We start from the raw sequence: 21118 nt of genomic DNA, 5'->3' as shown, positions 1-21118 counted from the left end.
TTGGCGCAATTAATTAAATTAAAAAACTATATTTCTCGATACGAAAAAGATATGTACCATTATCCTAGTCAATACAGTCGTCTAAAAATGGAAAATTGGAATCGACTAAGGGAGCTTTGGCAGGAACAAAAGAATGATCAACCAGTGGAGATTTTAGAGGAGAAAGAGAAACACAATACCAAATGGCCTACTCTTTTTAAAGGGAAGGAAGAGGAAATGGTTAAGGAGGAACAGGCTCGGAAATTGGACCTACCAGAGGGTGAAAAGGAATTGAAGCAATATTTCCTTGATAAGTTATTGCCATTTCAACTAAAATGGGCATCTTCTACTACACATGAAATGTCATTCTTGGAGAAGGATTTTTACCATGATGAACGATTGAAATACTTTCTACAACGGATACCTGATACCTTTTTAATCCTTTATTCCCCCATTTTTAAATTGAAAAATCATTTATTGGATGGGGAAATTATCTTGATTAGTCCTGTTGGAATTGAGGTGATCACACTTTTAGAAAAATCCTACGATAGAAGAATTACAGCAAAGGATAATCGTTTTTGGTACATAGAGGAGAATAATGTTCAGGCAAAGATGCTAAGTCCACTCATTTCCTTGCAAAGAATGGAAAGAATTATTCGAGCAATTTTAGCAAAGCATGACGTTGAATTTCCGATAAAAAAAGTCGTCCTCTCTAGAACGAATGTATTCGAATACCTCACAGAGCCTTATCAAACAGAATATGTAGGTAAAGAGGAACATGAGGATTGGTTAATAGCAAAACAGAAGTTCATTTCACCCTTTAAGCATAATCAATTGAAAGCTGCTGATTTAATTGTAAAATATTGCGAAACAAAATCGTTTAAAAGACCGGAGTGGCAGCAGGAAGAAGAAAAAAATAATGACATGAACAGACATAATTTCTTATAAATTTAGAAAAAATCTCATTTTTTACTTGAAAAGTTGTCTACTTTTGCGGTAATCTATTATTACTATTCCCTATTTTTCGGAATAATAAATAGACAGATTTTTGTGAGAGGAATTGAGGGTGACTGCTGTGGAACATATATTGGGAGAAAACTGGAAAATCGTATCTGCAGGTGGTTCTACTGGTGCAGCATACTACGCTCATTCGGAACAAAAGCAATTGTTTCTTAAACGCAACTCATCCCCATTTTTAGCAGTATTGTCAGCACAAGGCATTGTCCCGAAGCTTGTCTGGACAAAGCGTTTAGAAAATGGAGATGTTGTTACGGCACAGCAATGGTTAGACGGTAAAGCATTAAATAATGAAGAAATGCAACACCCTAAAGTAGCCAAATTGCTTAGTAAAATACATCATTCCTCTGAATTATTGGATATGCTTTTAAGGATTGAAAAAACAGAAGTAACCCCTGAAAATAGTCTGAAAACAGTGAAAGAACTTATTCAAAATAATTCAATTCAAACATTAGTCCTTTATAAGGCATATAAATACTTAGAAAGCCGCCTACCTTATATTCATATCGATCATCAAGTTGTTTGTCACTGCGATTTAGATCATCACAATTGGATGCTTTCTGAGAACGGAGAGCTCTATTTAATTGATTGGGACAATGCGCGTGTTGGTGATCCAGCAATGGACATTGGTCGAATTCTCCAGTCCTATATTCCGATGGAGGATTGGAACCAATGGTTAGCTTATTATGGTGTAGAAAATAGTACACATTTGATGCAACGGATGCATTGGTACCTTATAATTGATGCAATTATCGGTTACGTTTGGAATTATCAGCATCGAAAAGAAAAAGAAGCCCATCAACATTTAATGGAACTAAATCAGCTTCTTTATCAAGTTAATAATTGGAATCTTTAATCGTTTCTAACCATCCCTGAATAGATGTTTGATTGTTTATGATGTGCTGATCTAAATCTTCTGAATTGGCACCATCTGTACCGTATTGATAAATACCGGTGAAGTTTTCCATTAGTTTAGAATGTGGTAGGTCTGTTTTTTGCTGGAGTGATTCCACTAATCGAGCGATTTGCTCACATTCGGAAGAACTACCACAGCCTTCTTCGGCATGTAGGCTTAATAAATCATGCAATAAATCCAATTGATGTTGTGTATTTAACGTCATAAATATCCCACCTTTATCCTTAGCTTATACAAAAGTTATGGATTTATTCTATCGATAGAATAGCTTTTTTTTAAAGGAGAACACTTAAATGAGAGCAAGACATAAGCCTTGGGCGGATGAATATTTGAACAAGAATAAAGATATCATCGAGCCTGAACCAAAACAATTCAAAGGAAACTGGAAAAGTTTATTTGAAAGTGAGAAGCCTATTCATTTAGAAATAGGTACAGGAAAAGGTCAATTTATTGTAGGAATGGCAAAACAATATCCGGAAATTAATTTTATCGGATTAGAAGTAGTCAAAAGTATTATTGTGTCTGCTGTTGAAAAGGTAAAAGAAACTGATATTCATAATGTTCGTTTATTAAATGAAAATGCTGAAAACTTATCCGAGTTGTTTGCAGAAGGCGAGATTGACACACTATATTTGAATTTCTCTGATCCTTGGCCGAAAAATCGTCATGAAAAACGTCGATTAACGTTTCCAGCTTTTTTAGAACAATATAAAGCTATTATGAAAAAAAGTGGCCAGATTATATTAAAAACAGACAACAGAGGGTTGTTTGAATATTCACTAACTAGCTTTTCAAAATTCGGCTTTGTGTTAGAGGATGTTACGTTAGATCTTCATGCAGAAGATGATCCAAATAATATAAAAACAGAGTATGAAGAGAAATTTTCAGCAAAAGGACTACCGATTTATCGTTGTGTCGCTAAACTTAAGAGCTAGATGTCCGTACATTACTTTAAATAAAAAAAGAGCTAAGCTTAGACTTAGCTCTTTTTTTTGATCTAACTGCGCTCTTCGCACCTAGGAGATGTCCGTGTGGTCGAATATACTCACTCTGTTTTTGTTTGAATAACTGATCCTGTTTTAGCATCGACAAAAAACTCTAAAGAAATATGTTGCCCGTCTACATGCTTGGTAATTCCACCATGGTATACATCATAGGTTAGCCCATGGATTTGATATTGCTCAGGTTTCATATAAATCCACGAACCACTTACATCATATTGTTGCTGAAATTTTTGTTTGGCCATTTTAAGAGCATTTTCTGGCTTAATCCACTGATTAGTTTTCTTCTGAATGGTATAACCTAGTATAAACCCAACTACAACTGCCAGTATCCATTTATTTGTTTTCACAGTATCCTCCTACATTATGACAATGATAGATGTTTGCACTTTCCTTTAGTGTAAATAGAAATATTAAAAAAATGCAAGTATTTTAATGAAAATAAAAAAAGTGTTATAGTTAAGAAAATGATAAAAGAGGGTGCTTGTTTGTGAATCAAGAAACAATACAATTATTTCGTGAATTAACAGAGTTACCTGGAGCATCGGGTAATGAACACCAAGTGCGTGATTTTATGCGCAAAGAGCTTGAAAAATATGCGGATGAAATTATCCAAGATAAATTGGGCGGTATATTTGGTCTGAAGCATGGTAAGGGACCTAAGGTTATGGTTGCAGGTCATATGGATGAAGTAGCCTTTATGGTGACACAAATAACCGAAAATGGGATGATTAGATTTCAACCACTTGGTGGGTGGTGGTCCCAGGTTTTATTATCTCAAAGAGTAGAAATTATGACAGAGCATGATAAAGTAGTTGGGGTAGTTGGATCGATTCCACCACATCTCCTCACAGCAGAAGAAAGAAAAAAACCGATGGAACAGAAAAACATGTTAATTGATGTCGGAGCAGATGACAAAGAAGATGCTAAAAAAATGGGAATTAAACCAGGACAATCGATCATACCTGTATCTTCTTTTACCCCGATGGCTAATCGTAAAAAAATATTAGCCAAGGCTTGGGATAATCGCTATGGCTGTGGTTTAGCGATTGAGCTATTAAAGGAATTAAAGGGAGAAAGTTTACCAAATCAGCTTTATTCGGGAGCAACTGTCCAAGAAGAGGTAGGACTAAGAGGTGCAAAAGTAGCAGCGAATATGATCGAACCAGATATTTTTTATGCACTAGATGCATCGCCTGCAAATGATATGTCAGGTGATAAAAAAGAATTTGGTCAGCTAGGAAAGGGGGCTTTACTTAGAATCTTCGATCGTTCCATGATTACACATAAAGGAATTCGTGAGTTTGTTTTAGATACTGCAGAATCACATAACATTCCATATCAGTATTTTGTATCACAAGGTGGGACAGATGCTGGTGCGGTACATTTGTCTAATCAAGGTGTACCATCCGCTGTTATTGGCATTTGTTCACGCTATATTCATACACATGCTTCCATCATTCACGTAGATGATTATCAAGCAGCGAAAGAATTACTCGTTCATCTCGTTAAAACAACAAACCAAAATACAGTAGACCAAATAAGGAAGTATTAAAAAAAATGAACATGATTGTTGGTTCTTTTAATAAAGCAAAAGTAAATGCAGTAAAACGAGTTTTTACAGAAGCTAGCGTGGAAAGTAAAGAGGTTTCCTCACAGGTTAGTGGACAGCCTAGGAGCGAGGAAGAAACATTAGAAGGGGCGATTAATCGAGCAAGAGCGTGTCGGAATGATACATCATTTGGGATCGGATTAGAAGGTGGCGTTACTTATCTTAACAACCAGCTTTTTCTTTGCAATTGGGGTGCATTAGTAACACCATCAGATGAATTATTTATAGCCAGTGGGGCTAAAATACCCTTACCGGAAATAATAGAACAAAAATTAGTAAAGGGTTTGGAGTTAAGTGAAATAATGGCTAATCTAACACACGAAGAAGATATTCGTCATCATTTAGGTGCAATCGGTGTGTTTACAAATGGAGAGGTATCAAGAGAAGAGATGTTTGTACATGTATCCTTACTTTTGAAAGGACAGTATCAATCATCGCATATAGGAAAAAAGAATTAAAAAATTCCTCTTGTTTAGATAAAGAAAAAAAAGTATGATTATAATGGGGAATATAGGACTATATGATCAGGAGGATCTCTATGAAGGTAAATGCGCCAGGATTGGCAGTAATTTGTGTATTACTAGTTTGTGTCGTAGCAATTAGTATCTTGAGCATAGAGCCAACAGAGGAAGTCTTATCAGAGGCAATTAAGGTAGCGGAAGAGAATTTTGATAATACAACTGTTGAGCCCAATGAGGAAACAGATCGTTTTTCCTTTTATTTACCGGAAGAATATGACATTGAAAAACAAACGAAAAATAACCTTATTTTAATTAGGGATGATCAAACGTACATTTTGTTTTACAATGCCTTAGAGGATAGAATGAGCCGTTTAAATTATGAGGCTGCGAAGGAAAGCGATTATACAGTGCTCGAATCGTTTGAAAAAAAGGATCGTTTCGGTTATATTCATATTTTAGAGGATGAAGAAGAGATGCTACAGCTCCAGATTGGAGTAGGTGGTGTCAAAATTACTACAATTAGTGAGAAGGGTCGGTTAGCGGAGGATGCTAAACAAATGATGCTTATCGCTAATTCCATTGCCTATGAAAATCATCAATAATTGGAGGTTTATACATTGCAGCCATTACAATCAGAACAACAATTTAACGAATTGATCCAAGGGGAAAGAGTCATCTTTCTATTTACAGCTGGTTGGTGCCCAGATTGTCGTATCATCGAACCAGTCTTACCGGAAATAGAAGAAAAATTTAATACGTATCAATTTGTTTCCGTTGATCGAGATCAATTTATCGATATTTGTGCAGAATATGATATATTCGGCATTCCAAGCTTTTTAGCATTCGACAAAGGTCAAGAAGTTGATCGGTTCGTAAGTAAAGATCGCAAAACACAGGAAGAAATTGAAACTTTTTTAACAGATTTATTTTAATTAATCGATGAAAAGGGCTTATCATAAAGATAGGCTCTTTTTATGTCTAATGAAATCTTAACGGAAATTAGCAGTGGTGTACTTGCTAGAATCTTAAGCAGATCAATCATTCGCTCATTTTCTTGATTCCATGAAGTTCTACATGCTAAAATGAAGATTGGTTGTTTTCTTCCTAGAAGGAGGATGCTAAAAATGAAGATGACTACATTAAAAATGAAAAAAAAATTAGACGAGCTTTTTATAAATGAAGCATGGCGTGTATCCTTTTTAAGAGATAAAGATATTTATCGAGTAGAGTGGAAGGACACGAAGCAAGGTGTTTCGATCCAAATTCCCAATGTGATTACAAAATATGAACAAAGAGGAAACAAAGCATTAGACGAGCTTCAGTTTCATGTATCGGAATCTTTAAAAATGATGCATGAAGAGCATGAGTTAGATGGAAAGGAAAAGAATATCTTTCCAGTAATTCGTGCAACTTCATTTCCAAAGAAGACAAAGGCGGGTATCAAGTTAGTTTATTCCGAACATACTGCGGAAACGAATATTTATTATGCCCTTGATCTTGGAACAACCTACCAACTAATTGATGAAAAAATGTTAGAGGAACAAGGCTGGACGAAGGAAAGGTTAAGAGAGATATCGATATTTAATCTACGATCTTTAGACATAGATAGTAAAAAAGACACAGTTGCTGGAAATGATTATTACTTTATTGCAACTCAAGATGGCTATGATGCCAGCCGTATATTAAATGAATCCTACTTGGAGGAAATGAAAGCTAACGCACTTGGGGAATTAGTTGTCGCCGTTCCTCATCAGGATGTACTGATTGTTGCAGATATCCAAAACGAAACCGGTTATGATATTATCGCACAGATGAATATGAAATTCTTTGCTGAAGGACGAGTTCCTATTACTTCATTGCCATTCGTTTATGACAACAAGCATTTAGAACCTATATTTATTCTGGCAAAAAACAAACCAAAAAAATAAACCGAAGGGAAGAACGAAGAAATGTATGCTTTTTATAATAAACAAGGTATTGGAGATGTGTTACTTTTTCCGATTAAATCAACCAATGACAAAATTGATTTTGAAAGAAAACAAGACATTGTGAAAATAATGGATAGAGAAACTAATCAAATTATTGGCTATAATATTTTCCAAGCATCCACTTATTTTGCTTCTTTGGAACAAGGAAAATTAAAAGTAACTGAATCTCTTTTAAGTGAAATAAAACATGCATTTCAACAAAATGGAGTGGAGGATGATTTAGAGCTTGATCTTTCCCCTAAATTTGTGGTGGGGCATGTTCAATCGACTGCACTACATGAAAATGCCGATAAACTAAAGGTATGTAAAGTAGATGTTGGTACGGAAACACTACAAATCGTATGTGGTGCCCCCAACGTGCAGGAAGGACAAAAAGTAGTCGTAGCAAAGGTTGGGGCGATTATGCCTAGCGGTATGGAAATTAAGGAGTCAAATCTTAGAGGAATAGATTCATTTGGTATGATCTGTTCTCAGAAAGAATTGGGCATTCCTAACGCTCCAAAAGAAAAAGGAATCTACGTATTAAATGAAAACATGAAAATAGGAGAAGAATTTCAGCTATAAGCCTTTGTCCATGAACAAAGGTTTTCTTTTTCCTTATAATTTATGGAGAAAAATTCTTGAAGTTATGGAGGATTTTAGAATTTTTCAATCTTTTGAAAAGTTAAGTTTCATCAGCTGCTATTCATTAACAATGATTCATGCTAAAATAGTTAGGATGGAAACTTATCGTACCAATTTGAGGAAGTGAGTGAACGTACGATGTGGAAGGAATTTAAGAATAAGTGGAATAATTTGTTCGATGAGGAATTAGAGAAAACCGAAAAAAATACCGATCATCGACAGATAAGAAGCTTTGGACATAAAACAATAGAATCAAAAATATCTTATCAATATCCTAAAAATAAGCATAATCAACCGAAGGCTATAGAACCAAATACAAAAAAGGTACAAAAAACAAAAGAGCATAACGAGGAAAGAGATAAACCGTTTCAAGAGAGAACACAGCCATTTAAAGCAAGTGATGTTCCTTCTCCAGTCCATGGCTTCCGTGGTTATAAGCAAACGGAGCCAAGCACGATAGATAGAAGAGATGTGCCAAAGGAAATGGGAAAGGAGGAGCCTAAAGCCAATGCACCTGCTCAAGAAGTACATACTAAGGCTATACAAGAGCTACAGACAGAGAAGGTTTTAGAGAATACTCATCGAGCCCTTGGAACAGATGAGATGCCGAACGAAAACAAACAAGATGAATCTGTTAGTAGGTCATTCGATGAAAGAGAAACTCATTTATCTAATCATCAGCCTGAAAGAACGATCGAAGCACAACCCTTATCACACCAGAAATTAAACAAGGAAAGGTCATTTTCGAAAAAGCCAATCAATGTCATGATGACACCGAGAGATAAAAAGGTGTTAGCCGATAGACAGAGGAATATGCCGAATAGACCAAATCAGATGTCAAATAATATCGTGAAAAAGGTACCATTACATTTACTGAATGATGCTTCTGATCATGAAGAGGTGAATCATGAGGAATGGGTGAGGAAGCAGGCGGAAATTTTACAAACAACATTACGGTATTTTCATATCAAGGCGAAGGTAGTAGGTGCTACACAAGGACCTTCTGTTACGAGATTTGAAATTCAACCAGAGCCTGGCGTGAAGGTAAGTAAAATAAAGAATTTATCGGATGACATCAAATTAAATCTTGCAGCAAAGGATATTCGAATGGAAGCTCCCATTCCAGGTAAAAATACCATCGGAATTGAGGTGCCTAATGCAAAGTCTGAACCAGTATTCCTACAACGCATGCTAGAATCGAAAGAATTTCAGGATCAACCCTCTCCACTTACGGTTGCACTAGGGGCTGATATCGAGGGGAATGCGGTAGTAACAGATTTGCAGAAAATGCCACACGGCCTGATTGCAGGGGCTACGGGTTCAGGAAAAAGTGTTTGTATTAACACGATATTAATTAGTATGCTTTACAAGGCGAATCATGAAGAAGTGAAATTTTTATTAATAGATCCGAAAATGGTAGAGCTGACACCATATAATGAGATTCCCCATTTAGTAGCACCAGTAATTACTGATGTAAAAGCGGCAACTTCCTCGCTTAAATGGGCTGTTAGTGAGATGGAGAACCGGTATCAATTGTTTGTCGAAGAACGGGTACGGGATTTAACACGATATAATGAAAAAATGGTCCAGCAAAATCGCACCACTGAAAAATTACCTTATATTGTCATTGTAATAGATGAGCTTGCTGATCTAATGATGACATCACCTCAGGATGTAGAAGATGCTATTTGTCGAATTGCGCAAAAAGCTAGAGCGTGTGGAATACATTTATTAATCGCTACTCAAAGACCTTCGGTGGATGTCATCACTGGTTTGATTAAAGCCAATATACCGACGAGAATAGCTTTTAGTGTTTCATCACAAGTTGATTCGAGAACGATTCTAGATGTAGCTGGAGCCGAGAAGCTACTTGGAAAAGGGGACATGTTATTTATTGAAAATGGCTCTGGTGAAACAAGGAGAATACAAGGCGCTTTCGTATCTGACGAGGAAATTGAAAGAATTACTCACTATGTTAAACAAATGGCATCACCTAATTATCTATTCGAACAGGAGCAATTGATTCAACAAATTGATTCATCTGAGGAGCGTGATGAATTGTATTCGGAAGCGATAGAATTTGTTTTGGATCATAATGGCGCTAGTGCTTCATTACTTCAACGGCGTTTTAAAATTGGTTACAACAGAGCGGCACGTTTGATTGACTCGCTAGAACAGGACGGCATAATTTCTGGACAAAATGGTAGTAAGCCCCGAGAAGTGTTAGTGAGTAAAAGTGAAATCTTTGAGCAATAGATGCATTGAATAAGGAAAGACTTGTCGAATAGATGGGATTGTTTTATGATAGATCTATTGGATTTTTAGTCTAGATGAACGTCAGCTAGGCAAATTGTATATAATATGACAACAGACAAATGAAACATAACGATGCCCTTACTATTTAATGAATTTATACGTAAGGATTTCATAAATAATAAGATAACAAAAAATTAATCCATTTATTCGACTGGGCGTTTTCGAAAAGCCATTCTAGGTTTCGCAGTCAAATAACAAGAAGAGAATTCTCTTCGCCATTGAAGGAAGAAGGGAAAAATTAAGAAGGTCAGTTTGTCTGAATGATCAGCCGAACTTACGAGAGATTACAGATGTTGGAGGTTCATTTTATGGGAATTTACCATTTTGTTGGTATAAAAGGAACTGGTATGAGTTCACTTGCGCAAATTTTATCTGATACAGGGATGCAAGTACAAGGTTCTGATATTGATCAATATATTTTTACACAAGACCAATTAGAAAAAAGAGATATACCAATCCTGTCTTTTTCAAAAGAAAATATTAAAGAAGGACTTATTATTATTGCAGGTAATGCATTTAAAGAGGATCATGAGGAAATCAAAGAGGCAAAACGGCTGGGTTTACCCTTTTATCGTTATCATGAATTTTTGGGAGAATGGCTCGGGAAATATACGAGTATTGCAGTTACTGGAGCTCACGGCAAAACCTCTACCACAGGTTTATTAGCACACGTATTGGAAGCATCCTTCCCTATCTCTTATTTAATTGGTGATGGTACAGGTAAGGGAGCACCTGAAAGTAAGTATTTTGTTTTTGAAGCTTGTGAGTATAGACGCCATTTCTTGGCGTATCAGCCAGATTACGCAATTATGACAAATATTGATTTTGACCATCCGGACTATTTTAAGGATATTGAGGATGTCTATTCTGCTTTTCAAGAGATGGCAGAAAACGTCAAAAAAGGAATTATCGCTTGTGGTGATGATGAATATCTTCAATCTATTCAAGCAAAAGTTCCCGTATTATATTATGGTTTAAACGATAACAATGATTTTCAAGCAAAAAGTATTCGAATAGAGAATCAAAGAACAGTTTTTGATGTCTATGTTCGAAATACTTTTTATGATACCTTTGAAATTAATACATTCGGTACACATAATATTTTAAATGCATTAGCTGTGATTGCAATTTGTCATTATGAAGAGATGAATCCAGCACAAATTAAAGAGATAGTGTCTTTCACTGGTGTTAAAAGGCGCTTTTCAGAAAAAAAATGGAACAAACAAGTATTGGTGGATGATTATGCCCATCATCCGAAAGAAATTGAAGCAACAATCGAAGCAGCAAGAAAAAAATATCCAGACAAAGAAATTGTCGCTATTTTTCAACCACATACGTTCTCAAGAACAAAGACATTCTTAAAAGAATTTGGAGATTCTTTATCTGCGGCAGACGCTATTTATCTTTGCGATATTTTTGGCTCAGCAAGAGAAACAAAGGCTGATTTAAGTATTGAAGATTTAAAGGAGCTTATCCCAAATAGTAAAGTATTGGAATTAGATGAAGTAGAAAAACTCAATAATCATGCTAGTGGAGTATTAGTATTTATGGGGGCAGGAGATATTCAAAAATATCAAGATGCTTATGAAAGAATTTTCATTTAAAAAAAAGCAGGAAAATGAATAATTCTTGTAGAATAAAGTAAGGAAAGAAGATTTTTTTCGCTTCTTTCTTTCTTTTTTGTTTAGAAATCTTGTCTTCGGGTATACCATAATTATAATAAACTTTCTAACTAATCGATAATTACATAAAGAGGAGTGAGCTTATGGAAATACTAGGATACCTTGCTGCGATTATAGCTGCAATTGCCTTTGCTGTTCTTGTTGTTTACCTTGTAAAAGTTTTAAAAGAAACACAAAGGACGATGGCAAATGTTGCAGATACTTTAGAAGGCCTAGAGAAACAGATGGAAGGTATTACACTCGAAACAACTGCTTTATTAAACAAAACCAATAAATTGGCAGAGGATATTAATGACAAGGCAACTAGACTAAATACCCTTGTCGATGGAGTAAAGAACATTGGTGACAGTGTAAAAGAATTTACACAGTCGATTAAAAATGTTTCCAAATCAGTGAACCGAGTAGCTGAGGAGAATAAAGAAACGACTGCACAAGCTATTAAGTGGAGTACTGTAGTATTAGAGATGTTTAAAAAAAATAAAACTAGATAATATAGGAGGAATTGGAAATGACAAATCAATCAAACAATTATGAAGACAACAAAAACATTAATAGTAAGGATTTTTTAATTGGCTCTCTGATTGGGGGAATTGTCGGAGCATCATTAGCACTAATTTTTGCACCGAAATCAGGTAAAGAGCTACGTGGGGATTTAAATCAAGGTGCGCATTATGTAAAAGAACGTGCAAACGAATTAAAAGGTGTAGCCTATGAAAAAGGAAATGAATGGAAGAGTTATGCAAAAGATCAATCAGAGAGTATAGGAAGAGTAGTATCTGAGAAGTCACAAGACATTACGAAAAAATTAAAAGAAACAAAAGCTACGATCCAAGATAAAATGAAAAATGAAGATGATCCAGAAAAAGCTGCTGAAGAGGTAGCTCAAGCTATTGATGAAGCAGCGCGAGAAATAGAATCAGAAGAGAATGCAACAAACATTTAAGAAATAGACTTTTATAAATAGTTACCCGGACTTTATCTAAGTCCGGGATATTTTTTGGTTTATACGTTAGTGCAGTAAGTAATGTGATGATGTGAAAATTTTGAGTCTAAAGTATAAGAAAAGCTAACGCATCCGCTAAAGGAGGAGCGAATGGAAGAAGTTCTATCCTGATTAGTCCAATATTATTTCTATTTCATCATTGGCTTTTAATTCATCTAAAAAGGAAACTTTTTCTCCATTTTTTCTCAATATGACTTTGCCTTTTACATTGGCTAAGTCAAGGGATATGTGGCGGAAAATATCTTGAAATAGAAAGGGCTCTTCCTTTAATTCTGTAACTTCTAACTTGTCTTGATCATTTATCCTAGCATTTTTTTCAATTGCCTTTCCATTTCGACTCACTTTAATGAACGATTTCGTTAGAACCAGAGGCTCATGATTATAAGTAACAGTAATCGTTTTCTCTGTTGGAATATTTAATTTCAAGAGAATATCCTCTAACAGTGGATGATCGTTAGAGATCAAATCGATTCGATCACCATTTTTAATCGATTGCTCTTTACTAGCAGGCTTTCCATTAATAACTAGCTTCTTACTATAATCTTTTAAGAGCATTTGTTCATTATTCACCCAAATAATGAAGGAATTATTAATGTCTTTGTCTATCCTATTATCCTTTAGGACATCTTGTACCTTAAACTGTTGTTTGAAACTCACTTGATCCCCATCCTGGAGCAGATAATCCGCACCAACTTTTTTCTGATTTACAAAGATTCGCGGGGATAGGTGTTGTTCTTTCTGATTGAAATAAATAGTGATAGGAGTTGGTTGGCCAATAAACTCGCCTATTGTCATTTCAGGGCTTGTCCCGTCCACTCCCTTTGTTATCGTAATATTGTCACCATCATGGATGATCGTATCAATGGTTGCTTTCTGTTGATTAACATAAATAGTTGGGCCTTGTCCAAAGCTTCCCGGTAGCGTCATCTGTTTGCCGTTAAAATCAATCATATATGCCATTCCTGGTCGACCGTAAAGTTTTTGAACCTGAATGCCTGCAGCAAGTAAGGAATCTGCGACAGTTAATTGCTTCATCTCAAAAAGCCGTATGGTACGATCATTTACTGTAAGAGTAACATAATGAACTGGGTTCTGTTTAGCTGCGATCGCTATGCCGATTGGCGTAATAAATTCAGGGCCAATCGGCATATCATCATTTTGTTTTAGTAGAGTAATCGCATCTACTCCTCTAATTGCTACTCGATTGGAAGGGAGCTTCAATTTATTGGCTAGTCGAATAGCAAGCTCCGGCGTCTGACTTCCACCACCGACAAGCATAACAGCCTTAGGTGGCGTTCCGTTTAATGTGAGCATTTCTTCCGCTAGTGCATTTGTCAGATTGTCTACAGCAGGACTTATAACCTCTGCTAAATCTTTGTAGCTTACCTCTTGTTCAAAGCCTAGAATATCTTGTACCTTTGCCGTTTTATGCTTCGTTATTTCCTTTTTGAAAACTTCTGCCTGGTTGAAATCGAGCAAATAATGATCACTAATCGCTTCCGTGATTTCATCACCAGCCTTTGGAACCATGCCATAAGCGGTAACTGCACCTTCAGACGTAAGAGCAATATCACTTGTCCCTGCGCCAATATCCACCAATGCTACATTTAATCGACGCATTGACGGAGGGATTAACACATGTATGGCAGCGATTGGCTCTAGAGTTAAAGCCTCTAATTGAAGATTAGCGCGATGCAATGCAGAAAGCAATGATTCCACCACAATTCTCGGTAAAAATGTAGCAATAATTTCTACCATTGCCTCATCGCCTTGTTGATCAATTAAGGAGCCAATCTCTTCTTGATCAATGTAATATTTCAAAACAGAATAACCGACACAATAGTAATCATTTTCTTTATCCGTAGACTTTTCCTCTGCTAATTGATATTGAGCCTTTTGAACCGCATCGAGTTCTAAAAATAATACATCCTCTTCATTTAATAAAGGCTGTTTCACAATATTTTTTGTGGTATGTGTTCTTTTTGTTTTTAAGGCTCTTCCGGCTGCGGCAACACAAGCCTTGTTTAGTGTTATACCATGCTTTTGTTCCAGGTGTGATTTTACTCGTTGTATGACATTAGATACAGATACGATATCATGGATTTGGCCATCTAGCATGGACCGTTCTTCATGTTCAATGACATAATAATCTAGTAATTGGTATTGATTATCCACTTTCTCCATCAATAATCCAACTACAGATCTTGTTCCAATATCAAGTGCAAACATTTGATCAGACATAGACGTTTTTCCTCTCTGTTATGTAAAAAATTTTAAATTATCTAAAAATATTATAACTAACTGGTGACAAGACGAAAAATTTTAGCTATAATTATCCCTAATTATATAAAAATTATAACATAGTAATTTATAATAGAAGTAGGGGGATTTATAATGAGTAATGAACAATTGGATCAGCTGCGAACAAAGCTTGATGAAATAAACTTAGAAATACTAGAGTTAATTAATAAACGTGCTGAACTAGTGAAAGAAACTGGTCAAGTAAAGGAAAAACAAGGGGCAAATCGTAGCTATGACCCAGTCCGTGAGCGAGATATGCTAAATCTAATTACTAAAAATAATAATGGACCATTTGAAAATTCAACAATTGTTCATTTGTTCAAAGAGATCTTTAAAGCTGGTTTAGAATTACAAGAGGATGACCATTCAAAGGCATTGCTTGTTTCCCGTAAAAAGAAAGCAGAAGATACTGTTATTGATATAAATGGCGACAAATTTGGTGATGGTAATCAACATTTCATCTTCGGACCATGTGCGGTAGAAAGCTACGAACAAGTTGCGGAAGTAGCTAGCGCCATTAAAGAAGAGGGTTTGAAGTTGATCCGAGGTGGAGCATTTAAACCTAGAACCTCCCCATATGATTTCCAAGGGTTAGGATTTGAGGGCTTAGAAATATTAAAACGCGTATCAGACGAATATGGTTTAGCGGTCGTAAGTGAAATTGTCAATCCTGCTCATATCGAAGAAGCCATTAATTATATTGACGTAATTCAAATTGGTGCTCGTAACATGCAAAACTTTGAATTATTGAAAGCGGCAGGAGAGACCAATAAGCCCGTATTATTAAAACGCGGAATGTCCGCTACGATTTCTGATTTTATTAATGCTGCGGAATATATTAATTCTAAAGGGAATGGACAAATTATTCTTTGTGAGCGTGGTATAAGAACATATGAAAAAGCAACAAGAAATACTTTAGATATAACAGCAGTACCTATTCTAAAACAAGAGACACATTTACCAGTAATGGTGGATGTTACACACTCTACAGGTAGAAGAGACTTATTGCTGCCAGCAGCAAAAGCAGCGCTTGCGATTGGTGCTGATGGTGTGATGGCAGAGGTGCATCCTGATCCTGCTGTTGCTCTATCTGATTCCGCACAGCAAATGGATATTCCAACATTCCATAACTTTATGAATGAGTTATTGCAAAGAAAATAAACGATTTGCATCTGCATGAAAAAGTTCATCTTCTATTTACGTGATACTTGAATTTAAGACAGAGCAAAACCTCTTGCATGAATAAGACTGCAAGAGGTTTTTCAATGCATGTAAAGTATAAAAGCTTTAAGCATTGTAGTTAAAGATACGAATGTTGGTAGGAAGCTAAGTATATAACAATAATGACATATATTTGCGTATTTTGATACTTATTGTCGTATAGTTTGGATAGGATCGTGTATACTGGAAATTAACAGTATATCCTTTAAAATTTTTGCATTCATAGGTTTTGATAACGAGCTTTAGGGAAATAATTTATTTATAGGATACTTGTTTTTTTGAGAAATTCATCATACTTTAAGCTAGAATAATATGAAAAAAAATCGAATTTTATGCGAAATATTGTAAATTAATCTATGAGTTTTGTTATAATAGTAATGATATACTATCCTTTTTGGACTGGTTTTAATTCGTGGAATAAATACTAGTAATGGATGATGAAAAAATATACTAATGAAACTAATAATTTTTGGAGGTTTAGAAAATGAATGTAACCATTTATGATGTAGCAAGAGAAGCAAATGTGTCTATGGCTACAGTATCAAGAGTAGTGAATGGTAATCCGAATGTGAAACCGGCTACTCGTAAAAAAGTATTGAATACGATTGAACGGCTAGGATATCGTCCAAATGCCGTAGCAAGAGGTTTAGCAAGTAAAAAGACAACAACGGTTGGAGTTATTATCCCTGACATCTCAAGTATCTTTTTCTCTGAGTTAGCACGAGGAATTGATGATATTGCTACAATGTACAAGTATAATATTATTTTAAGTAACTCTGACCAAAATAAAGATAAAGAGCTTCGATTAATCAATACAATGTTTGAAAAACAAGTAGATGGTCTCATATATATGGGAGCAACCATTTCAGAAGAGCATGTGCAACAACTAAAAACATCACCTGTTCCAGTTGCTCTTGCGGCTACAATTGATGCGACAGAGACTATTCCATCGGTTAATATTGATTATGAACAAGCGGCATTTGAAGCGACATCCCACTTAATCAATAATGGGACAAAGCATCCTATTTACGTAACTGGGGAGGAAGAATCGGTCGTTAATGAGCTTAAATATAAAGGTTATGAACGAGCGATTACCGAAGCAAAACAAGCGGTTAATGAAGATTATGTAATAAAAGGTGAATTTTCTTATGAATTTGGAGTACAAGCAGCAAACCAAATTATTCAATTAAAGGATTATCCAAAGGCTGTTTTTGCGGCAACTGATGAGATTGCTTTAGGAATTATACACGGGTTACAAGACAATGGGGTAAAAGTCCCAGAGGATGTAGAAGTATTTGGTTTTGATAATACGAGACTTGCGACAATGGTTCGACCAACATTAACAACAGTTGTTCAGCCAATGTATGATATCGGTGCTGTTGCTATGCGTTTACTTACTAAATTTATGAACAAAGAAAATGTAGATGAACAAAATGTCGTTTTACCACATCAAATTGTCAAAAGAAACTCAACAAAACAAAATTAATGCCGATACTATTGGTGTAATGTAATTTTCCTTTTTTAGTGAGATATTTTAATGCTTTTCATAGTTTAGGGAGAGAAAAAAATGAAAAAGAGAGACATTTTTACACCAATTGGTATTACGGTAGGATTTATGATGATCATGTTCGGAATTGTATCAAGTGGAGGAATGGGAGGCTTTGTTGGTTTTATTCACGGGTCTTCCGTTCTTATCGTTCTTGGAGGATTAGTTGCTGCACTTTTGGTTAATTTTAATATTAAACAAATCAAAACAACGAAAGATGTTCTTCAAGAAACCTTCAGACGAAATGACCATGATCTTGCAGAATTAATTACACTATTTGAAAGATTGTCAGAAAGAGCTAGAAGAGAAGGGCTTCTAGCATTAGAAAATGAATTAGAAGAAGTAGAAGATCCATTTATTAAAAAAGGGGTTCTACTAGCGATTGATGGAATTGAGCCAGAAGTGATCAATGACATTATGAATGCAGAAATTGATGCAATGGAAGATAGACATTATCGTGGAAGATTAATCATTGAAAAGGCGGGCGAATACGCGCCAGCATGGGGAATGATTGGTACATTAATTGGCTTAATTTTAATGCTACAAAATTTACAAGACCCAGAAACCCTTGGCCCGAGCATGGCAGTTTCCCTTATTACGACTTTCTATGGATCTGTATTAGCTAATCTTGTATTTTTGCCAATGGCAGGTAAATTAGAAGAAAAGACAAATGAAGAAGTTTTTATCAAACAGGTGATCATCGAAGGTGTTATCGGTGTCCAATCTGGACAGAATCCTAGAATTTTAAATGAGAAATTGAGTGCATTTCTATCTGATAAAGTAAAAAATAAAAAAGAAGATGTGGAAGAGTTAGTAGAGGAGTCTTTCAATGAGGCGTAATAGAGAAAGACGTAAATCTGTTGACAAAGGTGCCCCAAAATGGATGGTTACGTATTCTGATATGGTCACTTTAATTCTAGTCTTCTTTATCTTATTATTTACTATGTCCCAAATTGATGCTGAAAAATTCAAAAAGGTTGCCGAAGCATTAAGAGCTGAAAATATTTTTGATTCCATGCCATCCATTGTTGAAAAAGAAAATGCGATGAATGAGGTTAAAGGTCTAAATGATGAAATGGAAGAAAAGAATGATGTGACCGATCAACCGAAGGAAACACCAGAGGTACATAATGCAGAGATAACGGAAAATAAAGATACATTAGATGAATTGTTAGCTGAGGTCGAGAGATTCTTAAATGAAAACAATTTGAATGATGTTATTTCCGCTTCTAGAACAGATCAAGGTGTTGTTCTTGTTCTACAGGAGAATGTGTTGTTCGAAACAGGGGAAGCAGATGTTCTTGAGCCTGCCAAACCTTTTCTCGATAAAGTTTCTACCTTAATTTCCAATATTCCTAACGAAGTAAGAGTGGAGGGTCATACGGATGATCGACCTATCTCTAACTATCGTTACCCTTCTAACTGGGAATTATCGGTTGCAAGGGCAAGTAGTGTAATACGCTATATCTTAGCGAATAATAACTTTGACTCCTCTCGATTTATCGCAGCCGGTTTTGGTGACACTCGCCCTGTTGTTCCAAATAATTCTCCAGAGAATTGGAGTAAAAATAGAAGGGTAGAAATGGTGATCTTAGAATTAGATGCGAAAGAGTAAGGATGCTTAGAGCATCCTTTTTTAGTTTTTGGCGTTTTCCACAAATTTCAAGACTTGCTCTAACACTTGTCGATTAAATTCGCTAATTTCCTTTCTTCGTGGAATTGCTTTATAATTCTCCAATGAGTCATGCCAAGTAGTAGGTAAAGTGACTGGACTTTCTTTTTGCCATTCTTCAATCCAATCAGATGAGATGGCACCAGAAAATGAAGTGTTTGTCTGCATAATATTCCATAGCTGTGCCCAAGCTCGTGGAACAACTCGCCAAATATCATACCCTCCACCACCAAGCGCTACCCACTTCCCACCACAATATTGTTGAGCAAGCTGATGGATTTTTTTCGGTATTGTTTCATAGATTTTCATAGTAGTATGCATATGTGTTAAAGGATCTAGATAATGAGTATCTGTTCCGTGCTGACTCACGATAATATCAGGCTGAAAATAACTAGCAATTTTGTCGATCGATTCGTTAAACGTATGTAAATAGGAATCATCTTCTGTGAATGCATCTAATGGAAAATTAAAGCTATATCCAAAGCCTTTTTTTATCCCACGTTCACTAATCTTCCCTGTCCCTGGATATAAATATCTGCCAGTTTCGTGAAAGGAAACGGTACAGACGTTAGGATCATCATAGAAACAGTGCTGTACCCCGTCACCGTGATGGGCGTCTATATCAATATATAAAACTTTAAGGTGATAATGTTGACGAATATATTGAATGGTGATAGCAATATCATTTAATATACAAAATCCAGATGCATGTGTCGGAAAGCCATGGTGAAGTCCTCCCGCTAAATTCAAGGCATGATCTACTTGGTTTGTTAGAACAAGGTTAGCAGCTTCTATACTACCACCAACTATTCGTCTAGCGGCATCATACATATTCTGAAACATAGGGGTATCTGTTGTCCCTATTCCATAAATCTCTTGATTAGCTACAGGCTCGAGTTTACTAGCATGTTTCACTGCATGGATATATTCTGGAGAATGAATGGATAAAATGTCTTCTTCCTCTGCCACAGGAGGAGTAATCACTTGATCTATAGTAAGGGCATGGTGATTTTCTAATAATTTTTTGGTCAAGAGAATTCTCTTTTGATTAAAGGGATGATTTTCATGGAAAGAATAGGCTAGAAAATCATCTGAGTAAACAAATGCTGCCTTACAAGCGTTCATTCGTTATCCTCCCTCATTGGTGTCACAACTTCAAATTCCTTACTCTGTTTGATATCATGGATCACATTCATTGGGTTCATTGTTTGAATCCGAAACACCAGTATTTTAAAGCCCGATTGCTGTGGAGTAGGATAGGTGTACACAGAAACAATTTTAATATTGCGCTTGGAGAAGAAAGTGCTTACATCTGAAAGTATACCCACTCGATCCGGTACCCTTATTTCTAAACGTGTACTTGGTCCTTGTGTTCCGGTTAATTGTATAAAGGCATAGAGCAAGTCTTTTTCTGTGACCATTCCAATTAATTTCTTTTGATGGACAACTGGGACACACGCAAATTCCTTTTCGTAAAAAATATTTGCCACCTCTTCAAACAGTTCATCAGGGTGTGTGGTAACAACAGGTGATGACATAATTTGATCAATGGTGTGGTCTAATAATGCTTGATTAATCTCAGAGTCAAGTATAGAGGGACTAGCATCACGGATATCACGATCTGATACGATTCCTATCAAATGTTGATCGTCATCTACGATTGGAATATGACGAATGTGATGCTTGTGTAATAAAGACAATGCATCTGCAATGGTATTATGCTTCTTGAGACTGATTACCTTTTTCTTCATAATTTCTTTGACAAACATGGCTACCATC

At 35.8% G+C, this 21118-nt stretch carries 22 protein-coding genes; 17 read left to right on the top strand and 5 right to left on the bottom strand.

Annotated features, from left to right (window positions below):
• Nucleotides 1-927, top strand: coding sequence for an NERD domain-containing protein (locus tag DLJ74_RS01285; protein WP_109983024.1), 927 nt, complete (start codon nt 1-3; stop codon nt 925-927).
• A gap of 127 nt (nt 928-1054) precedes the next feature.
• On the top strand, nt 1055-1852 hold the full coding sequence (locus DLJ74_RS01280) for a phosphotransferase family protein (RefSeq protein ID WP_054789108.1): 798 nt from the start codon (nt 1055-1057) through the stop codon (nt 1850-1852).
• Here DLJ74_RS01280 and DLJ74_RS01275 read toward each other — a convergent pair.
• A complete protein-coding gene (locus DLJ74_RS01275) occupies nt 1833-2117 on the bottom strand; it encodes a YtzH-like family protein (RefSeq protein ID WP_109983023.1) in 285 nt (94 codons plus the stop codon). The two genes, DLJ74_RS01280 and DLJ74_RS01275, sit on opposite strands and share 20 nt — an antisense overlap.
• An 88-nt stretch (nt 2118-2205) precedes the next feature.
• Here DLJ74_RS01275 and trmB point away from each other — a divergent pair, with 88 nt between their 5' ends.
• The gene (gene trmB / locus DLJ74_RS01270; protein ID WP_109983022.1) at nt 2206-2847 is read left to right on the top strand and encodes a tRNA (guanosine(46)-N7)-methyltransferase TrmB; all 642 of its coding nucleotides are present in this window, start codon (nt 2206-2208) and stop codon (nt 2845-2847) included.
• Between the two features lie 110 nt (nt 2848-2957).
• On the opposite strand, the gene DLJ74_RS01265 is transcribed toward trmB, so the two are convergent.
• Entirely contained in the window at nt 2958-3263 is a 306-nt protein-coding gene (locus DLJ74_RS01265) for a PepSY domain-containing protein (protein ID WP_245902234.1), read from the bottom strand.
• Nucleotides 3264-3403: 140 nt separating this feature from the next.
• Between DLJ74_RS01265 and DLJ74_RS01260 the strand changes: the two genes are divergently transcribed.
• From DLJ74_RS01260 to DLJ74_RS01215, 10 genes are all read left to right on the top strand, one after another.
• Nucleotides 3404-4468, top strand: coding sequence for a M42 family metallopeptidase (locus tag DLJ74_RS01260; protein WP_109983021.1), 1065 nt, complete (start codon nt 3404-3406; stop codon nt 4466-4468).
• A 5-nt stretch (nt 4469-4473) separates the two neighbouring features.
• Nucleotides 4474-4983, top strand: a complete 510-nt coding sequence (locus tag DLJ74_RS01255) for a DUF84 family protein (RefSeq protein WP_109983020.1) — start codon at nt 4474-4476, stop codon at nt 4981-4983.
• A gap of 80 nt (nt 4984-5063) precedes the next feature.
• Nucleotides 5064-5588 carry a hypothetical protein gene (locus DLJ74_RS01250; protein WP_054861386.1) on the top strand — a complete coding sequence of 175 codons (525 nt, stop codon included), beginning with the start codon at nt 5064-5066 and terminating at the stop codon, nt 5586-5588.
• A gap of 15 nt (nt 5589-5603) precedes the next feature.
• Entirely contained in the window at nt 5604-5918 is a 315-nt protein-coding gene (locus DLJ74_RS01245; protein WP_109983019.1) for a thioredoxin family protein, read from the top strand.
• Nucleotides 5919-6110: 192 nt separating this feature from the next.
• Nucleotides 6111-6914, top strand: a complete 804-nt coding sequence (locus DLJ74_RS01240; RefSeq protein WP_054861388.1) for a DUF1444 domain-containing protein — start codon at nt 6111-6113, stop codon at nt 6912-6914.
• A gap of 21 nt (nt 6915-6935) precedes the next feature.
• Complete coding sequence (gene ytpR, locus DLJ74_RS01235) at nt 6936-7538, top strand: YtpR family tRNA-binding protein (RefSeq protein ID WP_109983018.1); 603 nt, start codon at nt 6936-6938, stop codon at nt 7536-7538.
• A gap of 198 nt (nt 7539-7736) precedes the next feature.
• Nucleotides 7737-9854 carry a DNA translocase FtsK gene (locus DLJ74_RS01230; RefSeq protein ID WP_109983017.1) on the top strand — a complete coding sequence of 706 codons (2118 nt, stop codon included), beginning with the start codon at nt 7737-7739 and terminating at the stop codon, nt 9852-9854.
• A 368-nt stretch (nt 9855-10222) separates the two neighbouring features.
• Nucleotides 10223-11518, top strand: coding sequence for a UDP-N-acetylmuramate--L-alanine ligase (murC, locus tag DLJ74_RS01225; protein ID WP_109983016.1), 1296 nt, complete (start codon nt 10223-10225; stop codon nt 11516-11518).
• A gap of 161 nt (nt 11519-11679) precedes the next feature.
• On the top strand, nt 11680-12087 hold the full coding sequence (locus DLJ74_RS01220; RefSeq protein WP_054789097.1) for a DUF948 domain-containing protein: 408 nt from the start codon (nt 11680-11682) through the stop codon (nt 12085-12087).
• Nucleotides 12088-12104: 17 nt separating this feature from the next.
• Entirely contained in the window at nt 12105-12539 is a 435-nt protein-coding gene (locus DLJ74_RS01215; protein ID WP_109983015.1) for a YtxH domain-containing protein, read from the top strand.
• Nucleotides 12540-12710: 171 nt separating this feature from the next.
• Here DLJ74_RS01215 and DLJ74_RS01210 read toward each other — a convergent pair whose 3' ends face one another.
• A complete protein-coding gene (locus DLJ74_RS01210; RefSeq protein ID WP_109983014.1) occupies nt 12711-14840 on the bottom strand; it encodes a cell division protein FtsA in 2130 nt (709 codons plus the stop codon).
• A gap of 153 nt (nt 14841-14993) precedes the next feature.
• Here DLJ74_RS01210 and DLJ74_RS01205 point away from each other — a divergent pair, with 153 nt between their 5' ends.
• The 4 genes from DLJ74_RS01205 to motS all read left to right on the top strand — a co-directional run bounded on the left by DLJ74_RS01205 (nt 14994) and on the right by motS (nt 19282).
• Complete coding sequence (locus DLJ74_RS01205; protein WP_054789096.1) at nt 14994-16061, top strand: bifunctional 3-deoxy-7-phosphoheptulonate synthase/chorismate mutase; 1068 nt, start codon at nt 14994-14996, stop codon at nt 16059-16061.
• Nucleotides 16062-16605: 544 nt separating this feature from the next.
• Complete coding sequence (gene ccpA / locus DLJ74_RS01200) at nt 16606-17607, top strand: catabolite control protein A (protein ID WP_109983013.1); 1002 nt, start codon at nt 16606-16608, stop codon at nt 17605-17607.
• Between the two features lie 81 nt (nt 17608-17688).
• Nucleotides 17689-18507 (top strand): flagellar motor protein MotP, encoded by an 819-nt coding sequence (motP, locus tag DLJ74_RS01195; RefSeq protein ID WP_109983012.1) that lies wholly within the window; start codon nt 17689-17691, stop codon nt 18505-18507.
• Nucleotides 18497-19282, top strand: a complete 786-nt coding sequence (gene motS / locus DLJ74_RS01190) for a flagellar motor protein MotS (RefSeq protein WP_054789095.1) — start codon at nt 18497-18499, stop codon at nt 19280-19282. The genes motP and motS overlap by 11 nt, the downstream gene beginning before the upstream one ends.
• Nucleotides 19283-19303: 21 nt before the next feature.
• Here motS and DLJ74_RS01185 read toward each other — a convergent pair whose 3' ends face one another.
• Nucleotides 19304-20464: an acetoin utilization protein AcuC gene (locus DLJ74_RS01185; protein WP_109983011.1), complete on the bottom strand. Its 1161-nt coding sequence runs from the start codon at nt 20462-20464 to the stop codon at nt 19304-19306.
• Complete coding sequence (locus DLJ74_RS01180; protein ID WP_109983010.1) at nt 20461-21108, bottom strand: CBS and ACT domain-containing protein; 648 nt, start codon at nt 21106-21108, stop codon at nt 20461-20463. The genes DLJ74_RS01185 and DLJ74_RS01180 overlap by 4 nt, the downstream gene beginning before the upstream one ends.
• Nucleotides 21109-21118 lie beyond the last annotated feature (10 nt).

The sequence above is a fragment of the Gracilibacillus dipsosauri genome (genome assembly GCF_003176895.1).
GTDB lineage: Bacteria > Bacillota > Bacilli > Bacillales > Amphibacillaceae > Gracilibacillus > Gracilibacillus dipsosauri.
Note: the sequence above shows the minus strand (reverse complement) of the source record. Positions and strands in the feature narration are given on the sequence as shown.